Here is a 19,167-nt window from a genome sequence, read left to right on the forward strand (position 1 = left end):
TCCAGATGACTTTAAAATATATAAAAAGTGATTTATACCGTTATACGGGCAATCTTGGTTTTAAATCATTTTTGAAAACTTATTTATTCAATCGCGGTTTTAATTTTTCATTTTGGCTGCGTTTGGCCAGTGCAAAATCATTTTGGGCAAAGTTGGCTTATCCCATTTATTATTATAAAAAAAAGCAGTACGGCATAGATATTCATACCACAACTCAAATTGGATATGGTCTGTTTATTGGTCATGGCGGGCCGCTAGTTGTTAACCCTACGACTGTGCTTGGCAATAATGTAAATTTATCGCAATTTACAACGATTGGTGCCAATGGCGGCCGTCAAGCAGCAGAAATTGGTGACAATGTTTATATTGGGCCAAATGTTTGCATCATTGAGCATGTCAAAATTGGCAATAATGCCACTATCGGTGCGGGCAGCGTCGTGACCAAAGACATTCCTGAAAATGCAACTGCGGTAGGAAACTACGCGAAGGTTATCAGCATGAATAACCCGGGTCATGCAGTCAATCGTCGTTGGACCGATCTCTAAACGACTATATTTTCGGGATCTTTTGGAATGGGCACTACTTGAGTCCCTTTGACGGTTGAAATATTTTACAAATCTGATGGTCTCGAACAGGGTATAATCATTGCTAGAAATGGATACCATTTCCCCATCTTCATCTAATCTTAAGAGTGAACCATGTTAAAGCGCTTATTGGATATTGTGATCGCATCATCTGCGCTGGTGCTGCTGTCTCCTGTTTATGCTTTGGTGGCTTATAAGGTTAAAAAGAATTTAGGTTCTCCTGTCTTATTCCGCCAGCTACGTCCGGGTCTGCATGGTAAGCCTTTTGAAATGGTGAAGTTCCGCACCATGAAAGATGCACTCGATCTCGATGGCAATCCATTGCCAGACAGTGAGCGTCTGACCGCATTTGGTAAAATGCTTCGTTCCAGCAGTTTGGATGAAATGCCTGAACTGTGGAATGTCATTAAAGGCGATATGAGTATTGTCGGACCAAGACCATTATTGATGGAATATTTACCGCTCTATAATGAGCAACAAGCCAAACGTCATAACGTGCGTCCGGGCATCACAGGGTATGCGCAAGTGAATGGTCGTAATGCCATTTCATGGGAAAAGAAATTTGAGCTAGACACATGGTATGTCGAAAACCGTTCATTATGGCTCGATTTTAAAATCATGCTGAAAACGGTGCAAAAAGTATTGTCTAAAGATGATATTAGTGCCGAAGGTGAAGCGACCATGAGTAAATTTACGGGTACTTCGGAGCCTAAAGATGACTAAGCGCTATGCAATTTATGGCGCTTCAGGCTGCGGGCGCAGTTTAATGCCTGTAGCACGCCAGCAATTAGCACGTGAAAGGGATGCTTCAGAAATCGTATTTATTGATGATGCCTTAGAATCGGTTGCAGACGTAAATGGTCATCGTGCCATGAATTACCTCGCATTTTTAAATGAAACGGCTTCAGAAAAATACGTACAAATTGCTATTGCCAATAGTCATGTACGAGAAAAGATCGCTCAGCGTTTAAAGATGGATGGCATTCAGCTTTGGTCGATCATCGCGGACAATGTGGTTTTAATGGATCAAATTGAGCTTGCTAAAGGCTCTGCTTTAAGTCCATTTGTCACTATTGGCTCCAATGTCAGAATCGGTAAGTGTTTTCAAGCCAATTTATACAGTTATGTCGAGCATGATTGCGTGATTGGGGATTTCGTTACCTTTGCGCCAGGCGTAAAATGCAATGGCAGTATTCATATTCATGATCATGCCTATATTGGCGCGGGTGCGATGATTAAGCAGGGCACATCTGATCAGCCTTTAGTGATTGGTGCAGGTGCTATTGTTGGTATGGGTGCTGTCGTGACTAAAAGTGTGCCTGCCGGCGCAACAGTGGTGGGAAATCCCGCCCGTATTGTGACGAAAAAATAGATTTTTAAACACGATTTTGAGACTAGGAAAACTCCATGTTAAACAGTGCATTTGAACCTTGGCCAAGCTTTACTCAAGCAGAAGCCGATGCGGTATCAAAAGTCCTTTTATCCAATAAAGTGAATTATTGGACCGGTCAAGAATGCCGTGAATTTGAAAAGGAATTTGCACAGTTTGCAGGAACCAAGCATGCAGTTGCCGTGGCCAATGGTACAGTTGCACTGGATGTAGCACTCAAAGCCTTAGGTATTGGCGCAGGCGATGATGTGATTGTTACCTCACGCACGTTTTTAGCTTCGGCAAGCTCGATTGTCACTGCCGGAGCTAATCCAGTTTTTGCCGATGTAGAGCTAGATTCACAGAATATCTCACGCCGTACCATTGAAGCAGTGATTACGCCGAATACCAAAGCGATTATTTGTGTACATTTGGCAGGCTGGATGTGTGATATGGATCCGATCATGCAGTTGGCTGAGGAAAAAGGCATTTTTGTGATTGAGGATTGTGCCCAAGCGCATGGTGCAATGTACAAAGGAAAATCAGCTGGTTCCATCGGTCATATAGGCGCATGGTCATTTTGCCAAGACAAAATTATGACCACGGGCGGTGAAGGCGGCATAGTCACTACCAATGACGAAAGTCTGTGGAAAAAAATGTGGTCGTATAAAGATCACGGCAAAAACTTTGATAGCGTCTATAACAAACAACATCCACCGGGTTTCCGTTGGTTGCATGATTCATTTGGTACCAACTGGCGCATGATGGAAATGCAGGCGGTCATTGGTCGTCTGCAACTCAAACAAATGCCAGAATGGACTACAAAACGTAATGCCAATATGGCGCGTATCCAAGCGGCGTTTGAAAATAGTCCGTATTTTACTGTAGCAAAACCATCTGTTGAATATGTGCATGCAGCCTATAAATGCTATGTGCAAGTCAATGTCGATGCTTTACCCGACGGCTGGTCGCGTGATCGAATCATGGCAGAAATCAATGCATTGAATGTGCCTTGTTTTAGCGGTTCGTGTTCAGAAGTGTATTTAGAAAAAGCATTTGATGGTACGCCTTGGCGTCCTGCGCAGTCTTTACCGCAAGCTAAACAGCTCGGTACAACAAGCTTAATGTTCCTTGTACACCCAACATTATCTGAGCACAGCTTGCAGAAAACCGTGGATGCGATCCAAGCGGTGATCACAAAAATCTAAACCAGAAAAGCGCGTATAATATACGCGCGATTATTCCTCTTTACCTGATTCGAGCACGTTGTGAAAGACTTTATCCGTTCTATAGCATCATTACCGCGTCGCCAAAAACAAATCGTTTTGGTGCTGATGGATATCTGTATTTTACCGTTAATGATGTGGTTGGCTTATGCTATCCGTTTGGCACGTCCCAATGTTCAGATCATGCAAGGACTGGATGCTTGGTATATTTATGTCGGTATTTGTGGCATTGCTATTTTTGCATTGCTCGGTATTTACCGTGCAATTGTGCGTTCATTTAATGAAGATTATTTGCTGCGAATTTTAGTCGGAACATTTATTCAAATCGTGGCGCTGTACACGATTAAAAAATTTAATGTCGCATTTATTCCGATGAGTATTCCACTGATGTATGGCTTTATGCTGTTTTCATACATGTGGTGGAGCCGTGCAGTCATTCGCTATGCAACGCTTAAAACTTTTGCCAAAAAGCAAAGCCGTAAACGTGTGGCAATTTATGGCGCAGGGCTGGCAGGACAACAAATTGCAGCAGCTTTAAACCGCTCAGATGATTATTTACCGGTGTGTTTTATTGACGATAAGCGCTCCTTACAAGGTCAGTCACTGAGTGGTTTAAAAATTTATTCACCCAAAAAAGCGCAAGCAAAACTTGGAAAATTTGGCATTGAAGAAGTATTACTTGCAATGCCTTCCGTTGGTCGTGCACGGAAAAAAGAGATTATTGAGTCTTTTGATACGGCAGATGTCAAAATTATGGAACTGCCAGGGGTAACCCAACTGGTCGATGGTCAAGTTCAAGTTTCAGATATTCGTGAAGTGGATATTATCGACCTATTGGGCCGTGATCCTGTACCGCCGAAACCTGAATTATTAGAAAAAAATATTAAAAATAAAGTGGTCATGGTGACAGGGGCGGGTGGTTCGATCGGTTCTGAACTTTGTCGTCAGATCGTGAAGCATCAGCCGAAAATTCTGGTGCTGTTTGAAATGTCTGAATTTGCTTTGTACTCGATTGATCGTGAATTGCAGGCATCTGATATACAAATTATTCCAGTGCTAGGTTCTGTCACCAATCAGCAAAAATTAGAACGTATATTGCAACAGTATGCGGTACAAACGGTGTATCACGCGGCTGCTTATAAGCATGTGCCGCTTGTGGAGGCAAACCCATTTGAAGGTATTTATAATACCTCAATTGGTACACAGCGCAGTGTCGATGCCGCTGTGACACAAGGTGTTGAAACTTTTGTACTGATTTCAACCGACAAAGCAGTACGTCCAACTAATGTCATGGGTGCATCTAAGAGAATGGCAGAGTTATATTGCCAAGGTTTAGCATCAACGAATCCGAAAACTCAAATCAGTATTGTACGTTTTGGTAATGTACTCGGTTCGTCAGGTTCTGTCGTCCCTTTGTTTAAAAAGCAGATTGCTCAAGGCGGGCCTGTTACAGTAACGCACCCAGAAGTCACGCGTTATTTTATGACCATTCCTGAGGCAGCTCAGCTTGTGATTCAGGCAGGTGCGATGGGGACAGGGGGCGATGTGTTTTTATTGGATATGGGTGAGCCAGTTAAAATAGTAGACTTAGCTAGACAAATGATTCGTTTGAGTGGTTTTCGAGCTATAGATGAAAATGGTATAGGTGATATTGCGATACAATTTACAGGTTTACGTCCGGGTGAAAAGCTCTATGAAGAATTGTTGATTGATGCGGATAATGTGGAAAAAACGGAGCATGAGCGAATCATAAAATCCTACGAATTTTATTGTGAATTAAATACAATAAAAAATGTTTTTAAAGCAATGGATGAATTATATTTATCAAATTCTCAATTTAGAAAAAAAGAAATCTATAAGATCTTAGAGGAATATGTTTTTGGATATAAATTCATTATTTAGTAAGTTTAATATAAGGGTCGTGTGAGAAATTTTTAATGAATGAAAACAAAAGAATTTTTACTAATACGATTTTTTTATATATTAGGATGGTGTTTGTAATCATTTTATCCTTAATTTCGATTAAGTTAGTATATAAATCGTTAGGCATTGAGAATTTTGGTATATTAAATTTAGTTACTGGTTTTGTTTTACTGTTTTCATTTTTGAATAATGCAATGAGAAATGGAACACAAAGATTTTTGAATGTAGCATATGCGACAGGAGATTTAAAAGAAGTAAAAAATACATTTTCAATATCATTTAATGTACATGTCGTTATATCGGTAGTATTATTTGTTCTTGCAGAGACTATAGGACTGTGGTTTTTAGGTAATCATTTAAATATTCCTAAGGAAAAGTTTTTTGAAGCACAAGTAATTTATCATCTAGCTATTTTTTCTTTAATATTTACAATAATTTCGGTTCCATATCAAGCGATGTTAATTGCAAAAGAAAAAATGACATTGTATGCCTATTTGAGTATATTGGATGCTATTTTAAAATTTTTATCCGCTTTGATTCTTGTTTTTTTAACAAGTAATTTATTAATATATTATGGTCTAGCTTTACTTTTTTCTTCAATTATAATGTTTTTTTGTTATATTTTTCTTGTTGGTAAAAGGTATAAGATTAATTACAGCATGAAAAATAATATGAGTCTAACTAAAAAAATAGTAAGTTTTTCTGGATGGAATATTTTAGGGCAAATATCTTCTGTAACTTCAAATCAAGGTGTTACTATTCTTTTTAATATTTTTTTTGGTGTAGTTGCTAATGCTTCTTTTGCGATATCTCAACAAATTAATGCATTACTTAATAATTTTGTATCAAATTTACAAATGGCCTTTAATCCTCAAATTGTCGAGTCTTATGTAAAAGGAGATGTGAAAAGGCATGTTGGATTAGTTTTATTAGCTTCTAGATATTCACTTTATTTGATTAGCTTAATGTCAATACCATTTTTAGTTTCATGTGAGTATATTTTAAGTAATTGGTTAGATAAAGAATTACCTGAATATACTTTAGTTTTTTCAAAAATAGTAATTTTTGTAGCAATAATAGATGGTATATCAGGACCATTCTGGATGTCAGCCCATGCGAGAGGTGATATTAAAAAATATCAAATTGTAATAAGTTTTATATTGTTACTAAATTTACCTCTGAGTTATTTTTTAATTAAAACTTATGGAATGGCTGAGAAGGCAATACTAAGTACGATTACTGTTAGCTTTTTTAGTTTTTTATTTAGGTTTTATTATTTTAAGAAAGGTTTATTACAGGAGTTGAAGTCACCTCAATTAAACCTTTATGTGAAAAACTTAATAATGATATTTATTTTTTTGTTTATATTGAATATTCTGCAATTTAATTTGAATTTTGATGTGTCGAGTTTGTCTGATTTTATATTTATTAACGTGACTTTAGAGTTGGTATTTTTAATATATCTATTAATTTTATGTATTCCAAAAAGTGAGATAAAGAAATGTTGTGATATAGTAAGAAATAAGTTGAATTTTAATAGTTGATTTAGGTTTAGAATGATGAAAAAATTTAAGAAAGCTGTAATGGTTTATGATGATGTAGGTGGTCATTATAATGTGGGTGATTATGTGCAAAGTTTGGCAGCACAAGGTTTTGTTGGGAAACCAGACTATTATATAAATAGAGAACGCGCTTCAAAATTTAGTGAAGAGAATGCTAAGCTAATTATGAATGGTTGGTTTACTCATACAAAAAATAATAGCTGGATTCCGTCAGAAAAAATTGATCCATTATTTGTTGCTTTTCATATAAATAGTAATGCTGTAGATTCTATTCTTTCTAAGGAAGGGATTAGTTATCTTAAAAAGCATCAGCCTATCGGTTGTAGAGATATCAATACATTAAAATTATTGGAAAGTGTTGGTATTAAAGCTTATTTTTCAGGCTGTTTAACTTTAACCTTAGATCGTTATAAGAAAGAAAATATTGAAAGGAAAGGTATATATATAGTAGATCCACTTTATAATTACCCGCAAAGTAAATATATGTTTTCATCTATGAAGCAAGCTATTAAAGGGGTAATTAAGGGTGATATTTTAAAATTGAATAAATTAAATAATCATCTGTCTAAAATATTCACAAAAGAATTACTCTGTAATGCTCATTATGAGTGCCAAGTTTTACCAAGTCAAGGCGTTAGTCATGATAGACGTTTTGAACATGCTAACAATTTATTAGAAAAGTATTCAACTGCAGAGCTAGTGATTACTTCACGTATACATTGTGCTTTACCATGTTTAGCTATGGGTACACCAGTAATATATGTAAATGGATTTGATAATTTTGTAGATACATGTAGGTTTGAAGGGATTTTAGATTTATTTAATAGAATTGATGTTGATCCTAAGAGTGGAAAATTTAAAACGAATTTTGATTTTTCAGGTTCTAAAATTGATAAGGATGTAAAAATAGTTAATAAAAATGACTATCTGAGATTAGCAGATGATATGAAAGAAATTTGCTTGAAATTTATTTAAAAGGATTTGTATTTTATGAAAAGTATCACTATTCGCTTAACTTCATTAATTTACTTGCCTATAGTGATATTTTTTTCCTTAATCGCAAGTTTACGTGGGGATACCCCTGATACTTATAATTATAAAATAGTGTATGAAAATATTTTTTCATACTCATTAGCTCCTAGTGTTTTTTATGGCCAAACTTATATGGAGGTTGGTTTTGCATATTTAGCCTATCCTTTTAAATATTTTGATTTGGATTTCAGATATTTTTTATTTTTCTATTCTATTTTGATATTTTATTTTATAAAAAAAACATCAAATAATTTTAATGTTAATCCTGTATATGTTGTTTTATGCTACTCATCAACTTTTTATTTTTATCATCAGTGGATGCAAATTAGGCAAGGTTTGGCTGTAGTTTTAGGATTTTATTTTTTGTCATTAATTTATACAAACAGAAGAAAAATTCTGGCTTCGTTAGCCATGACTTCTGCACTTTTTACACATACGGTTGTTTCACCTTTTTTATTTTTTTTAATTTTACGTCAAAAAAAAATAAAGAGGTTTATAGATCAGGATAATTATAAATTTATTTTTATGATAATAACTTTAATGTTCGTTTCATTTGCTATGTGTCGTTTTTTAATGGTGTATGGTATATCTTATATTGATAGAATTCAAACATACTCTACTTTGGAAGAGACTAGAGATTTATTTCATCCTGCAAATTTAAGAGGATTGCTTTTGTTGGTTGTTTTTTTAATCTTTAGGGTTAGGAATTCTATTCTAAGTGTTCTAATAATGGTTTACGCTATTGGGATATCCTTCCGATTTGGTTTTTATGATTTTTTAATTTTAAGTGGTAGGTTGTCAAATATTTTTTGTTTTGCAGAAATTTTTATTATCCCGTTAATCTTAAAATTAAGATTTGATCGTTTTTTTGTAACTTTATTAGTTATAATTTATTCTCTATTTAGTTTGTATTTTACATTGGAGTTGCAATTGCCTAATTTGATAGAAAACTACTTTTCACCATTGCCATAGGGGTGTATAATGAAAGTTGCTTTTATATTGCCTATGATTACAAACTGTGGTCCTGTTAATGTCGTTTTAAATCTTTGTAAAGAATATGAGGCTGTTGGGGTTAAGACAAAAATTATTTATTTAAGAGAAAGTTGTGATAATAATTATCTAGAAGTTTTTTTGTCCTTAAATAGTTTAGGTGTATATAAATATGAAAATGAAAATATTGAATATTTACTTGAAGAGATTGATGTTTTACATTCCCATGGATATTATCCTGATAAAATATCTAGAAAATTAAAAACCAAAGCAAAAAAAATCTCTACTATACATTGTATGTTCTTTAAAGATTATATTAAAGAATACGGTGTTGTTAAGGGATTTTTGGGTTCTATTTCACATTTTATGACTTTAAAGTATGGTGGTTTCCATAAAATTGTTGGTTGTTCAAAGTCAGTCAGTGATTACATTTTATCATGGATTCCCACTCTAATTAATGTCAGATTTATTAATAATGGGGTTGATCAAAATATATTTTATCCTTTGAAGATTGAAGATAAAATTAATAGGATAAATGAAATGTCCTTACATAAATTTAACAAAATATTCATTTACTCTGGCCGTGTTATTAGAAGAAAAAGAGTTCCTGAGTTGATATCAATTTTCAATCAACATTATTCAGGAGATAATGCTCTAATCATATTAGGTGATGGTGAAGAGTTAGAAATATGTAAAAAACTTAGTAACAAAAATGTATTATTTATGGGTGCTGTTTCAAACCCTAGCTATTATTATCAAATTGCAGATTATGTTATTTCAAATTCTTCTGCGGAAGGTTATCCAATGAGTATAATTGAAGCTGTTTCATGCGGATGTAAAGGATTATTATCAGATATTCCACCTCATAGTGAATTTATTAATAGTAATCCTGATTTAGCTGATTATATCTATAATGCAGATAAATTCAAAATCAAAAATATTTATGAGGTTGATAGTCTTTCTTCAAAACAAATGGCATTGAAATACTTGAAAATATATGAGTCTTAATAAATGAAATTTTCTGTATTATTATCTTTATACCATAAAGAAAACCCTTTAGCTTTAAAGCAGTGTTTCCAAAGCATTTGGAAAGACCAAACGATTCAACCCAATGAGATAATTTTAGTTTTAGATGGTCCAATTGGTGATGAGCTTACACAATGTGTAGAAAAATGGCAGCAGATCATTGGTCAGCCTTTGCAAGTCATTCCATTAAGCCAAAATATTGGTTTGGGTAAAGCTTTGAATGAAGGCTTAAAGTACTGTTCAAATGAATGGGTCTTTCGCATGGATACAGATGATATTTGTACACCTGATCGATTTGCAAAGCAGATTCAATTTATACAACAGAATTCGGATGTAGTCTTGTTTGGTGGTCAGATTTTAGAGTTTGATCAAAATATTTCAGATGTGGATGTACTCAAAGCTGTACCTACAACTTATGAGCAAATAAAGAAATTTGCACAAAATCGCTGTCCATTTAACCATATGACAGTGGCTTACAAAAAAAGTGTGATTACAGAATTGGGTGGTTATGAGCATCATCTGTTTATGGAAGATTATAATCTTTGGCTTCGAGTAATTGGGGCGGGATATATAGTAGCAAATTTACCTGATGTGATCTTATATGCAAGAGTGGGGAATGGTATGCATGCTCGTCGTAAAGGTTACGAATATATTAAAAGTGAAAAACAATTACTAAAATTAAAAAAAGAACTTAAATTGCAAAGCCCAATACATGCTAACATTCTTTTCTTATTAAGATCTTCATTTAGACTTTTGCCTAGTTCATTGTTAGGTAAAATTTATAATACTTTTCTTCGAAAAAAAGTTCATAAATAAGAGTGGTAATTTTAGTAATGAAACGTTTAGTTGATGTTGTCATCTCACTAATAGCCTTAATCCTTTTGTCACCAATTTTTTGCTTGGTTGCTTTTAAGGTCCGTAAAAATCTAGGTTCTCCAATCTTTTTTCTGCAAGAACGCCCAGGAAAAGACGGCAAGCTTTTTAAAATGATTAAGTTCCGGTCGATGAAAGATGCAGTGGATAAAGACGGCAATCCATTACCAGATGAAAAGCGTATTACGCCTTTTGGACAAAAACTTCGTTCCACTAGTTTAGACGAAATGCCACAACTCATAAATGTTTTAAAGGGGGATATGAGTATTGTGGGACCTAGACCAATGCTTAAAGACTTTGTAGCATTATATTCACCAGAACAAGCCCGTCGTTTGGAAGTTAAACCCGGTATGACTGGCCTAGCTCAGGTAAGTGGTCGAAATGAACTTGATTATGAAGAACGCTTTAAATGCGACGTTTGGTATGTAGATAACCATAATACTTTGGTTGACTTCAAGATCATGTTTAAAACAGTCGGTGTGATGACCAAACGAGAAGGTATTAATGCACCAGGTCATGTCGGACCTTCATTGTTTGAAGGTAACGAACCTAAGAAAGTTAAAGATAAAGTAAATTAATAAAATTTAGATAGTGAATAATGTGTGATGATTAAAAAAGCCATTCTCCCAGTCGCAGGCCTTGGTACACGGTTTCTACCTGCCAGTAAATCTATTCCCAAAGAAATGGTCACAGTGGTAGACCGCCCAGCCATCGAATATGTGGTGAAAGAAGCAGTTGCTGCTGGCATTGAGCAAATTATTTTAGTGACACATTCTTCCAAAGCATCGATTGAAAATTACTTTGACCGCAGTTTTGAGCTAGAAACCACCCTAGAAAATAAAAAGAAATTTGATTTACTCAAAGAAATTACCGAAATTTTACCGCCACATGTGAGTGTAATCAGTGTGCGCCAACCTCAGCCACTTGGTTTAGGTCATGCTGTACTGTGTGCCAAATCTGTTGTGGGAGATGCTAATTTTGCTGTGCTATTACCAGATGTTCTTGTAAAAGACTCATCGGAAACCAATGATTTGAGTTTAATGATCCAACGTTTTGATGAAACCCATGCATCACAAATTATGGTGGAAGCTGTACCAGATCATTTGGTAGATCAGTACGGTATTGTCGATGTTGCATCTATACCTGCCGAAGGGCATAGCATTCAAATGCAAGGTATCGTGGAAAAACCTGCTGTCGGTACTGCGCCATCAAATTTATCTGTAGTGGGTCGCTATATTTTACCTGCCAAAATTATGCAATTACTTGAAAATACGCCTAAAGGGGCAGGTAATGAGATTCAGTTGACCGATGCAATTGCAGCTTTGCAAGCGACCGATACAGTGGAAGCCTATCGCATGAAAGGGCAAACCTTTGATTGCGGCAGTAAATTGGGTTATCTGAAAGCAGTTTTACATTATGGCGTAGACCATCCAAAATTAGGTGAGGAATTTAAAGCGCTGATCAAAGAACTAAAATTATAAAAAGAGACTGATATGAAGGTTGCAGTATTTGGACAAACACTTTTTTCAGGTGTATTTGCTGCTTTGCTAGCAGAATGCGGTCATCACGTTTTTTGGTATGAACCACTGAAAACGTATGAAAGCGAACTAATGTATCTGCAAGATGAAGCTGTAAAAAATCTACTCAACAAACAACAAAGTAGTTTTTTAAAATACTGTGATTTTAATGATATTCCACTAGATGCAGATGCCTATTTCTTCAGTTTTAACCCAGCTGAAGAAAAGCAATGTATTGAGATTCTTCAAAACATCAAACAACGTCCCATTATTCACCCTAAACTGATGATCAATGCGTCTACTTTAGGACTGCATGGGACAGAAAAGTTTGTAAAAATTTTGCATGAAGATGAGTGGGTCTATTTACCCGACATGATTCAGGAAGGAAACGCTTTACAAAGCTTTGCACAAGCCAAGCAGTTGATTGTTGGAGCTGCATCGGATGTTGCTCAAATTAAAATTAAGGAACTCTTACGCCCTTTATTCCCACGTCAGCAGCAATATTTATTTATGCCCATTTTAGATGCTGAATTTACCAAACTGAGTATCTCTGGCATGTTGGCGACACGAATTAGTTATATCAATGACTTAGCAATGGTTGCTGAGAAATTAGGCATTGATATTGAGTCAGTTCGTCAGGGGATGGCTGCGGATAATCGTATTGGAGGATCTTATCTCTATCCGGGGGCAGGCTTTGGTGGAGAAAACTTTTCACATGATATTCAGACCCTAACGCATACGGTGTCAGGTGTGGGTGCAAATAGCCAACTCCTTGCTCAAGTTTGGGACATTAATGAGCAGCAAAAAGAAGTTTTATTCCGTAAATTGTGGAATTATTATCATGGTGATTTAAAAGGGAAAACTGTTGCGATATGGGGCGCTGCATTTAAAGAAAAAACGTCTAGTACGAAACAATCTCCTATTCATGCCATGTTGGCAGCACTATGGGCTCAAGGTGTAAAAGTTAAATTACACGACCCTCAAGCCTTGGATGAAATGAAAAAAATATATGGTGAGCGACCTGATCTTATGTATTGCACAGAGCAATATGAGGTAGTGCAAGATGCACATGCTTTGTGCTTACTGACGGCATGGAAACAATATTGGAGTCCTGATTATACCGAATTGCTTAAAACCATGCAGCACCCACTTATTTTGGATGGTCGCAATATTTATGATCCAGCGTATGTGAAGTCTCAAGGTTTTGCATATATGGGAGTAGGACGTTAATGGCTGTTAAAACTCAACCTTATGCTGTACAAAATTTAGATTCAGTTTTAGGCAGTCTTCATGGTTTAAAAACTAAATTTGAAAATAAGCATTTAACACAACTCTTTGCTGAGGACACTCAGCGATTCGAAAAATTCTCTGTGACTTTAGAACCGGTGGTTTTTGATTTTAGTAAGCATAGAATCAATCAGCCCGTTGTCAAAAATCTAGTCCAGTGGGCACAGACACAAGATTTAACCTCGTGGATAAAGCGTTTATTTTCTACTGAAGAAATTAATTATACCGAACAGCGTGCAGCCATGCATTGGGCGCTGCGGTTACCTAAAGATGATCAGTCTCATACTGAATTAGCAAAACAAGTGCATACACAACTTGAGCGTATGTATGCTTTGGTAGAAAAAATTCATGCTGGCCAGTGCCGCGGCGCAACTGGTGAAGTCATTCAAGATGTGGTCAATATTGGTGTCGGAGGGTCAGATTTAGGACCACTGATGGTGAGCCATGCCTTATCTGATTTCAAAAAATCCACATATAAGCCACTCGATGTACATTTTGTTTCGACCATTGATGGTAGTCAGCTTTCAGATTTATTGCATCAACTTCGGCCCGAAACCACGCTGTTTATTATATCTTCAAAATCGTTCGGGACAATTGATACCTTATCTAATGCGCAAACAGTACGTTTATGGCTTGAAAAAGCACTTGGACAAGAATCACAAATTTTAAAGCATCATTTTATTGGTGTATCTACCAAAGCAGATAAAATGACCGAATGGGGCATTGCAGCCGAAAACCAATTTTTGCTCTGGGATTGGGTCGGCGGTCGCTATTCACTTTGGTCAAGTATTGGTTTACCGATTGCACTGACGATCGGAGTTGATGGCTTTGAACAACTGTTAGCTGGCGCATATGCGGTAGACCAGCATTTTCAGACGGCACCTTTCGAACAAAATATTCCTGTATTAATGGGCTTATTGGGTGCATGGAATAATAATTTCCTTGATATTCAGACTCATGCAGTGCTGCCCTATGATGGGCGTTTGAAATATTTCGCCTCTTATTTGCAGCAGTTGGAAATGGAGTCGAATGGTAAATCGATTCAGCGTAATGGTCAAAAAGTGGATTGGGATACTTGCCCGATTATATGGGGGGAAGTGGGACCGAATGCTCAGCATGCTTTTTACCAATTACTGCATCAAGGCAGTCAAGCAGTGAGTTGTGATTTCATTGCGCCAGTGCAGCGCTATCAGGCCCAACAATTTACCTATGTCGATAATGCAGAGGCGCTGGTGGAACAGCATCATTTGGCCTTATCCAATTGTTTGGCTCAATCGCGCTTACTGGCATTTGGTAATCAAGCTTTAAATCAACATGAAGTACAAGATTTGCCGGAATATAAACAATATGAAGGCAATCAACCAAGTTCAACCATTTTATTACAAGAGCTAAATCCATATAGTTTGGGCATGTTGATCGCAATGTATGAACATAAAGTTTTTGTACAGTCGGTGCTTTGGAACATTAACCCATTTGATCAATGGGGTGTAGAAAAAGGCAAAGAAATTGCCAATCAGCTACTTCCAATATTAAATGGTGATCGAAAGGATATTTCGGATTTAGATGGTTCAACGCAAGGCTTACTACAAATATTATTAGGAAAAACCAATGGCTAAAATTTTAGTAACAGGTGGTGCAGGTTATATTGGTTCACATACTTGTATTCAACTTTTGAGCGCAGGGCATGACGTTGTTGTACTGGATAATTTGTCCAACAGTTCTGTCGAATCTTTAGCACGTGTTCAAGCGTTGACAGCTAAAAAATTAGATTTTGTTGAAGGTGATATTCTCGATCAGCAAATTTTAGATCAAATTTTTCAGCATCATTCTATTGATGCAGTGATTCACTTTGCAGGCTTAAAAGCTGTGGGTGAAAGCCAAAAAGAGCCACTAAAATATTTTGAAAATAATATCTCGGGTTCAATTAGCTTGGTTAAAGCGATGGAGCGTGCTCAAGTTTTTAAGTTGGTCTTTAGTTCATCGGCAACAGTTTATGATGAAGCCAATATTTCACCTTTGAATGAGACCATGCCTACAGGTATGCCAAGCAATAACTATGGCTATACCAAACTGATTGTTGAGCAATTGCTAGAAAAATTAGCAGCTGCAGATGAGCGTTGGTCAATCGCTTTGCTGCGTTATTTTAACCCGGTAGGCGCACATCAAAGTGGTCAAATTGGTGAAGATCCACAAGGGATACCCAATAATTTGATGCCTTATGTCACACAGGTGGCAGTCGGCCGTCGTGATAAGTTGTCAATTTTTGGCAATGATTATGACACTGTAGATGGTACAGGTGTTCGTGATTATATTCATGTGGTCGATTTGGCGAATGCACATTTATGCGCTTTGAATCATCGTTTAAAAACGCAAGGATGCCGCGCTTGGAATATTGGTACAGGCAATGGGATTTCAGTAAAACAGATTCGAGATACTTTTGAGAAGGTAAATGGTATTGAGATACCTTTTGAATACGTACCTCGTCGAGAAGGTGATGTTGCAACCTCATTTGCTGAAAATGCCCGTGCTGTCGCAGAGTTAGATTGGCAGCCTCAATATGGTTTAGAAGATATGTTGAAGGATAGCTGGAACTGGCAAAAGCAAAATCCGAATGGTTATAACTAATATTAAAATTTAGTATGTAAATTCATTAAAGACAGTATGGCGAATTTTGTATTTGCCATACTTCTAACTATTTAACTTAAATATTGAGTCGTGTATTGATTGTGCAAAAATAATAATAGATCTTATCTTTTATTTGAAAAAAATCGTTATCATATGTGAAAGATAAATTGATTGAAATAATATATGAAATATCAAACACTTAGAGTTCTATCACTTGCGATTTTTTCTTCTCTAGCTCTGCCGGTTTACGCTCAAGGGATCATTTTGAATAATAATGATCTACGTACAGATCTAAATTGGCTAAACCAACAAGGTGTGATCCAAATTAGCACTTCGACTTGGCCATTGAGCGGTGAAGAAATTCAGCGTGCGTTATCTATTGCGAAAATTGAAAATAATGCTCAGCAGAAAGTTCTCAATTCGGTTATGGCAAATTTAGAAGCAGAAAATACCTCTATTAAGCTCGCTTTATTTGCTGAAACAGATCCACAAAACATCCCGCAAAAATTTGCAGATGAGCAAAAATCGCAATATCAAGCGGCGCTTGAATTGAATGCAGGTGGAAAGCAGTGGGATGCAAGACTGCGAGTAAATGCTGAAAAAGATCCAATCATTGATCATGGGCAAGATGTAAATGTAGAAGGTTCGTATATTGCGGGTAAATTATGGAATCAATGGTTGATTGCTGGTCAAATCCCTACCTATTGGGGTCCTGGACATGAAGGAAGCCTAATCCGTGGTGATGCAAGCCGTCCAGTGTATGGATTGACCATGCAGCGTGCTGAACAACAAGCATTTGAAACAAAGTGGCTGTCATGGATTGGTCCTTGGCAATATCAAGCCTTTGCAGGTCAATTAGATGATTACGATGCAATTCCAGATGCCAAACTATTGGGATTTCGTTTAACTGCACAGCCATTGCCGTACTTGGAGCTTGGTGCTTCTCGAATTCTTCAATGGGGAGGTGAAGGGCGCTCAGAAAGTTTTGACTCATTATGGAATGCAATTAAAGGTAATGACAACTTTTATGATGGCGATCTAGATAAGTCTAATCAAATTGCGGGTTTTGATGCACGCCTTAATTTAAACCACTGGAGTGGTGTGCCGATTAGCCTTTATGGGCAATATGTCGGTGAAGATGAAGCTGGGCTTCTTCCTTCAAAAAAAATGTATTTAGCAGGTATCGATTATTCTTCACAATTGAATAATTTACCTTTGCAGGTGTATGCAGAATGGGCTGATACTCGAACCAATAGCGACGTACAAGGTATTTCCTATAATCACTATATTTATCAAGATGGTTATTACCAACACGGCTTCCCGCTAGGGCATGCCATGGGCGGGGATGGTCAAATGCTAAGTCTGGGTGGAGACATTCGCTTTGATGTTATGAATCGCTTAAATGGGCGAGTAATGGTGGCAAAAGTTAATCAATCAAATTCGATAAATAATCATGCATTTACTCAAAAAGATGAAATTAAAGCTTTAGATCTTACTTGGACACATTACTTAAAACCGAATGCGCCATTGAAAATGAATGGATGGGTGAGTGATTCTGATGTCTATGGTCAAGATGCGGGAGTATCTATTGGAGTCGAAATTCCATTAGATCGTTCACTATTTTAATCAGTCGTCAGCTTAGATAGAATTTCTTTCTAGTTAAGCTAAAAAAATAAACCATTCAACTTATTGAATGAGTTGAATGGTTTATTAATATTAAAAAAATAATTAAGCTTGAATCAGCTGTGTTAATTCATCCACATAGTCTTGCATTGGTTTTGGATTTTGATCTTTTCGACTCTCAATATTTAAGCGCAATAATGGCTCTGTATTTGATGCTCGAACATTGAAGCGCCATGCACCAAAATTTAGGCTGACACCATCCGTTTCATCAATCGCAGGATTTTGATCGGCAAAGTGATCAAAAATCTTTTGAATCGTGGCTTGAGTATCTGCAACTTTAAAATTGATCTCACCCGAGCAAGGGAACTTTTCAATCATGCCTTCAACCAGTGAAGACAGTATTTGCTGGGTTTCTGAGAGTACAGAAATTGCCAATAACCATGGAATCATACCACTGTCACAGTAAGCAAAATCACGGAAATAATGATGTGCACTCATCTCGCCTCCATACACGGCATTATGCTCACGCATTTTTTCTTTGATGTATGAATGTCCTGATTTTGATTGAATGGCTTCACCTTGGTATTGTTCAATGACATCAAAGGTGTTCCAAACCAGACGCGGGTCATGCACAATTTTCTCACCAGACTGTTTCAGTAAGAATGCTTGCGCCAATAGACCGACGATGTAATAACCTTCAATAAATTGGCCTTTTTCATCAAATAAGAAGCAGCGGTCAAAGTCACCATCCCAAGCGATACCCATATCTGCATGATGTTCAATCACAGCATTACGGGTACTGTCACGGTTTTCAACTAAAATCGGGTTGGGAATACCATTCGGGAAAGTACCATCAGCATCATTATGAATTTTAATCAATTCTACTGGAAGGTTAAGTTGTTTAAATTTTGCTTCAATGGCATCAACCACATGACCAGCCGCACCATTGCCTGCATTCATAACCAATTTGAGTGGGCGAATTTTGGCAGGATCAATATACGACATTAAATGATCAATATATTCAGGCAGAATATTGTATTTTTCAGTTTTGCCTTTAGTGATAACTTCATTAAAGTTGCCTGATTCAGCCAATAAACGAATTTCTTTTAAGCCTGAATCCGCTCCAATCGGACGTGCATTTTCGCGGACCAATTTCATGCCGTTATAGTCCATCGGGTTGTGGCTTGCCGTGATTTCGATCCCACCTTGAACATCTAGATGAAAGGCACCGAAATAGACTTCTTCAGTTCCCGTCATACCTAAATCTAATACATCAACACCCGCATCATTCAGACCTTTGATGGTGGCTTGTTTTAAATCTTCACTGCTGAGACGGATGTCGCAGCCCACCACAATTTTTTTTGGTTGATAAATTTGCCCATAAGCACGACCGATTTTATAAGCAATTTCTTCGTTCAGTTCTGTACCGAGTTTACCGCGGATGTCATAGGCTTTAAAACAAGTAAGCTTTGTCATGTTATTTCCAACTATAGAAAAAAGGGCTGGAAATTCCAGCCCTTGATCAAAAAT

Annotated in this window: 17 protein-coding genes; 16 read left to right on the forward strand and 1 reads right to left on the reverse strand. The window is 36.7% G+C overall.

Annotated elements, in window-relative coordinates; all coding sequences use genetic code 11:
* The first annotated feature begins 5 nt into the window (after positions 1-5).
* The 16 genes from FTU75_RS14985 to FTU75_RS15060 all read left to right on the forward strand — a co-directional run bounded on the left by FTU75_RS14985 (position 6) and on the right by FTU75_RS15060 (position 17,640).
* On the forward strand, positions 6-545 hold the full coding sequence (locus FTU75_RS14985) for a serine O-acetyltransferase (protein ID WP_060513820.1): 540 nt from the start codon (positions 6-8) through the stop codon (positions 543-545).
* Between the two features lie 153 nt (positions 546-698).
* The gene (locus FTU75_RS14990; RefSeq protein WP_180116281.1) at positions 699-1,307 is read left to right on the forward strand and encodes a sugar transferase; all 609 of its coding nucleotides are present in this window, start codon (positions 699-701) and stop codon (positions 1,305-1,307) included.
* Positions 1,300-1,956 (forward strand): acetyltransferase, encoded by a 657-nt coding sequence (locus FTU75_RS14995; RefSeq protein WP_180116283.1) that lies wholly within the window; start codon positions 1,300-1,302, stop codon positions 1,954-1,956. Before FTU75_RS14990 ends, FTU75_RS14995 begins: the two co-directional genes overlap by 8 nt.
* A gap of 35 nt (positions 1,957-1,991) precedes the next feature.
* Positions 1,992-3,161 (forward strand): DegT/DnrJ/EryC1/StrS aminotransferase family protein, encoded by a 1,170-nt coding sequence (locus FTU75_RS15000; RefSeq protein WP_180116285.1) that lies wholly within the window; start codon positions 1,992-1,994, stop codon positions 3,159-3,161.
* Positions 3,162-3,221: 60 nt separating this feature from the next.
* On the forward strand, positions 3,222-5,081 hold the full coding sequence (locus tag FTU75_RS15005; RefSeq protein WP_180116286.1) for a nucleoside-diphosphate sugar epimerase/dehydratase: 1,860 nt from the start codon (positions 3,222-3,224) through the stop codon (positions 5,079-5,081).
* Between the two features lie 35 nt (positions 5,082-5,116).
* On the forward strand, positions 5,117-6,646 hold the full coding sequence (locus tag FTU75_RS15010) for a lipopolysaccharide biosynthesis protein (protein WP_180116288.1): 1,530 nt from the start codon (positions 5,117-5,119) through the stop codon (positions 6,644-6,646).
* A gap of 15 nt (positions 6,647-6,661) precedes the next feature.
* Entirely contained in the window at positions 6,662-7,639 is a 978-nt protein-coding gene (locus FTU75_RS15015) for a polysaccharide pyruvyl transferase family protein (protein WP_257223803.1), read from the forward strand.
* 15 nt (positions 7,640-7,654) lie between these two features.
* Complete coding sequence (locus FTU75_RS15020; protein ID WP_180116289.1) at positions 7,655-8,668, forward strand: EpsG family protein; 1,014 nt, start codon at positions 7,655-7,657, stop codon at positions 8,666-8,668.
* 9 nt (positions 8,669-8,677) lie between these two features.
* Positions 8,678-9,694, forward strand: coding sequence for a glycosyltransferase family 4 protein (locus tag FTU75_RS15025; protein ID WP_180116291.1), 1,017 nt, complete (start codon positions 8,678-8,680; stop codon positions 9,692-9,694).
* Between the two features lie 3 nt (positions 9,695-9,697).
* A complete protein-coding gene (locus FTU75_RS15030) occupies positions 9,698-10,528 on the forward strand; it encodes a glycosyltransferase (RefSeq protein ID WP_180116296.1) in 831 nt (276 codons plus the stop codon).
* 17 nt (positions 10,529-10,545) lie between these two features.
* Positions 10,546-11,163: a sugar transferase gene (locus tag FTU75_RS15035; RefSeq protein WP_180116298.1), complete on the forward strand. Its 618-nt coding sequence runs from the start codon at positions 10,546-10,548 to the stop codon at positions 11,161-11,163.
* A 27-nt stretch (positions 11,164-11,190) separates the two neighbouring features.
* Positions 11,191-12,066: a UTP--glucose-1-phosphate uridylyltransferase GalU gene (galU, locus tag FTU75_RS15040; protein WP_180116369.1), complete on the forward strand. Its 876-nt coding sequence runs from the start codon at positions 11,191-11,193 to the stop codon at positions 12,064-12,066.
* 12 nt (positions 12,067-12,078) lie between these two features.
* Positions 12,079-13,332 carry a nucleotide sugar dehydrogenase gene (locus FTU75_RS15045; protein WP_180116300.1) on the forward strand — a complete coding sequence of 418 codons (1,254 nt, stop codon included), beginning with the start codon at positions 12,079-12,081 and terminating at the stop codon, positions 13,330-13,332.
* Complete coding sequence (gene pgi / locus FTU75_RS15050) at positions 13,332-15,005, forward strand: glucose-6-phosphate isomerase (protein ID WP_180116302.1); 1,674 nt, start codon at positions 13,332-13,334, stop codon at positions 15,003-15,005. The genes FTU75_RS15045 and pgi overlap by 1 nt, the downstream gene beginning before the upstream one ends.
* Positions 14,998-16,014, forward strand: coding sequence for a UDP-glucose 4-epimerase GalE (gene galE, locus FTU75_RS15055; RefSeq protein ID WP_180116304.1), 1,017 nt, complete (start codon positions 14,998-15,000; stop codon positions 16,012-16,014). The genes pgi and galE overlap by 8 nt, the downstream gene beginning before the upstream one ends.
* A gap of 183 nt (positions 16,015-16,197) precedes the next feature.
* Positions 16,198-17,640, forward strand: a complete 1,443-nt coding sequence (locus FTU75_RS15060) for a capsule assembly Wzi family protein (protein ID WP_180116306.1) — start codon at positions 16,198-16,200, stop codon at positions 17,638-17,640.
* Positions 17,641-17,742: 102 nt separating this feature from the next.
* On the opposite strand, the gene FTU75_RS15065 is transcribed toward FTU75_RS15060, so the two are convergent.
* Positions 17,743-19,113, reverse strand: coding sequence for a phosphomannomutase CpsG (locus tag FTU75_RS15065; RefSeq protein ID WP_180116308.1), 1,371 nt, complete (start codon positions 19,111-19,113; stop codon positions 17,743-17,745).
* Positions 19,114-19,167 lie beyond the last annotated feature (54 nt).

This window comes from Acinetobacter sp. YH12140 (genome assembly GCF_013418475.1).
GTDB classification, from domain to species: domain Bacteria; phylum Pseudomonadota; class Gammaproteobacteria; order Pseudomonadales; family Moraxellaceae; genus Acinetobacter; species Acinetobacter amyesii.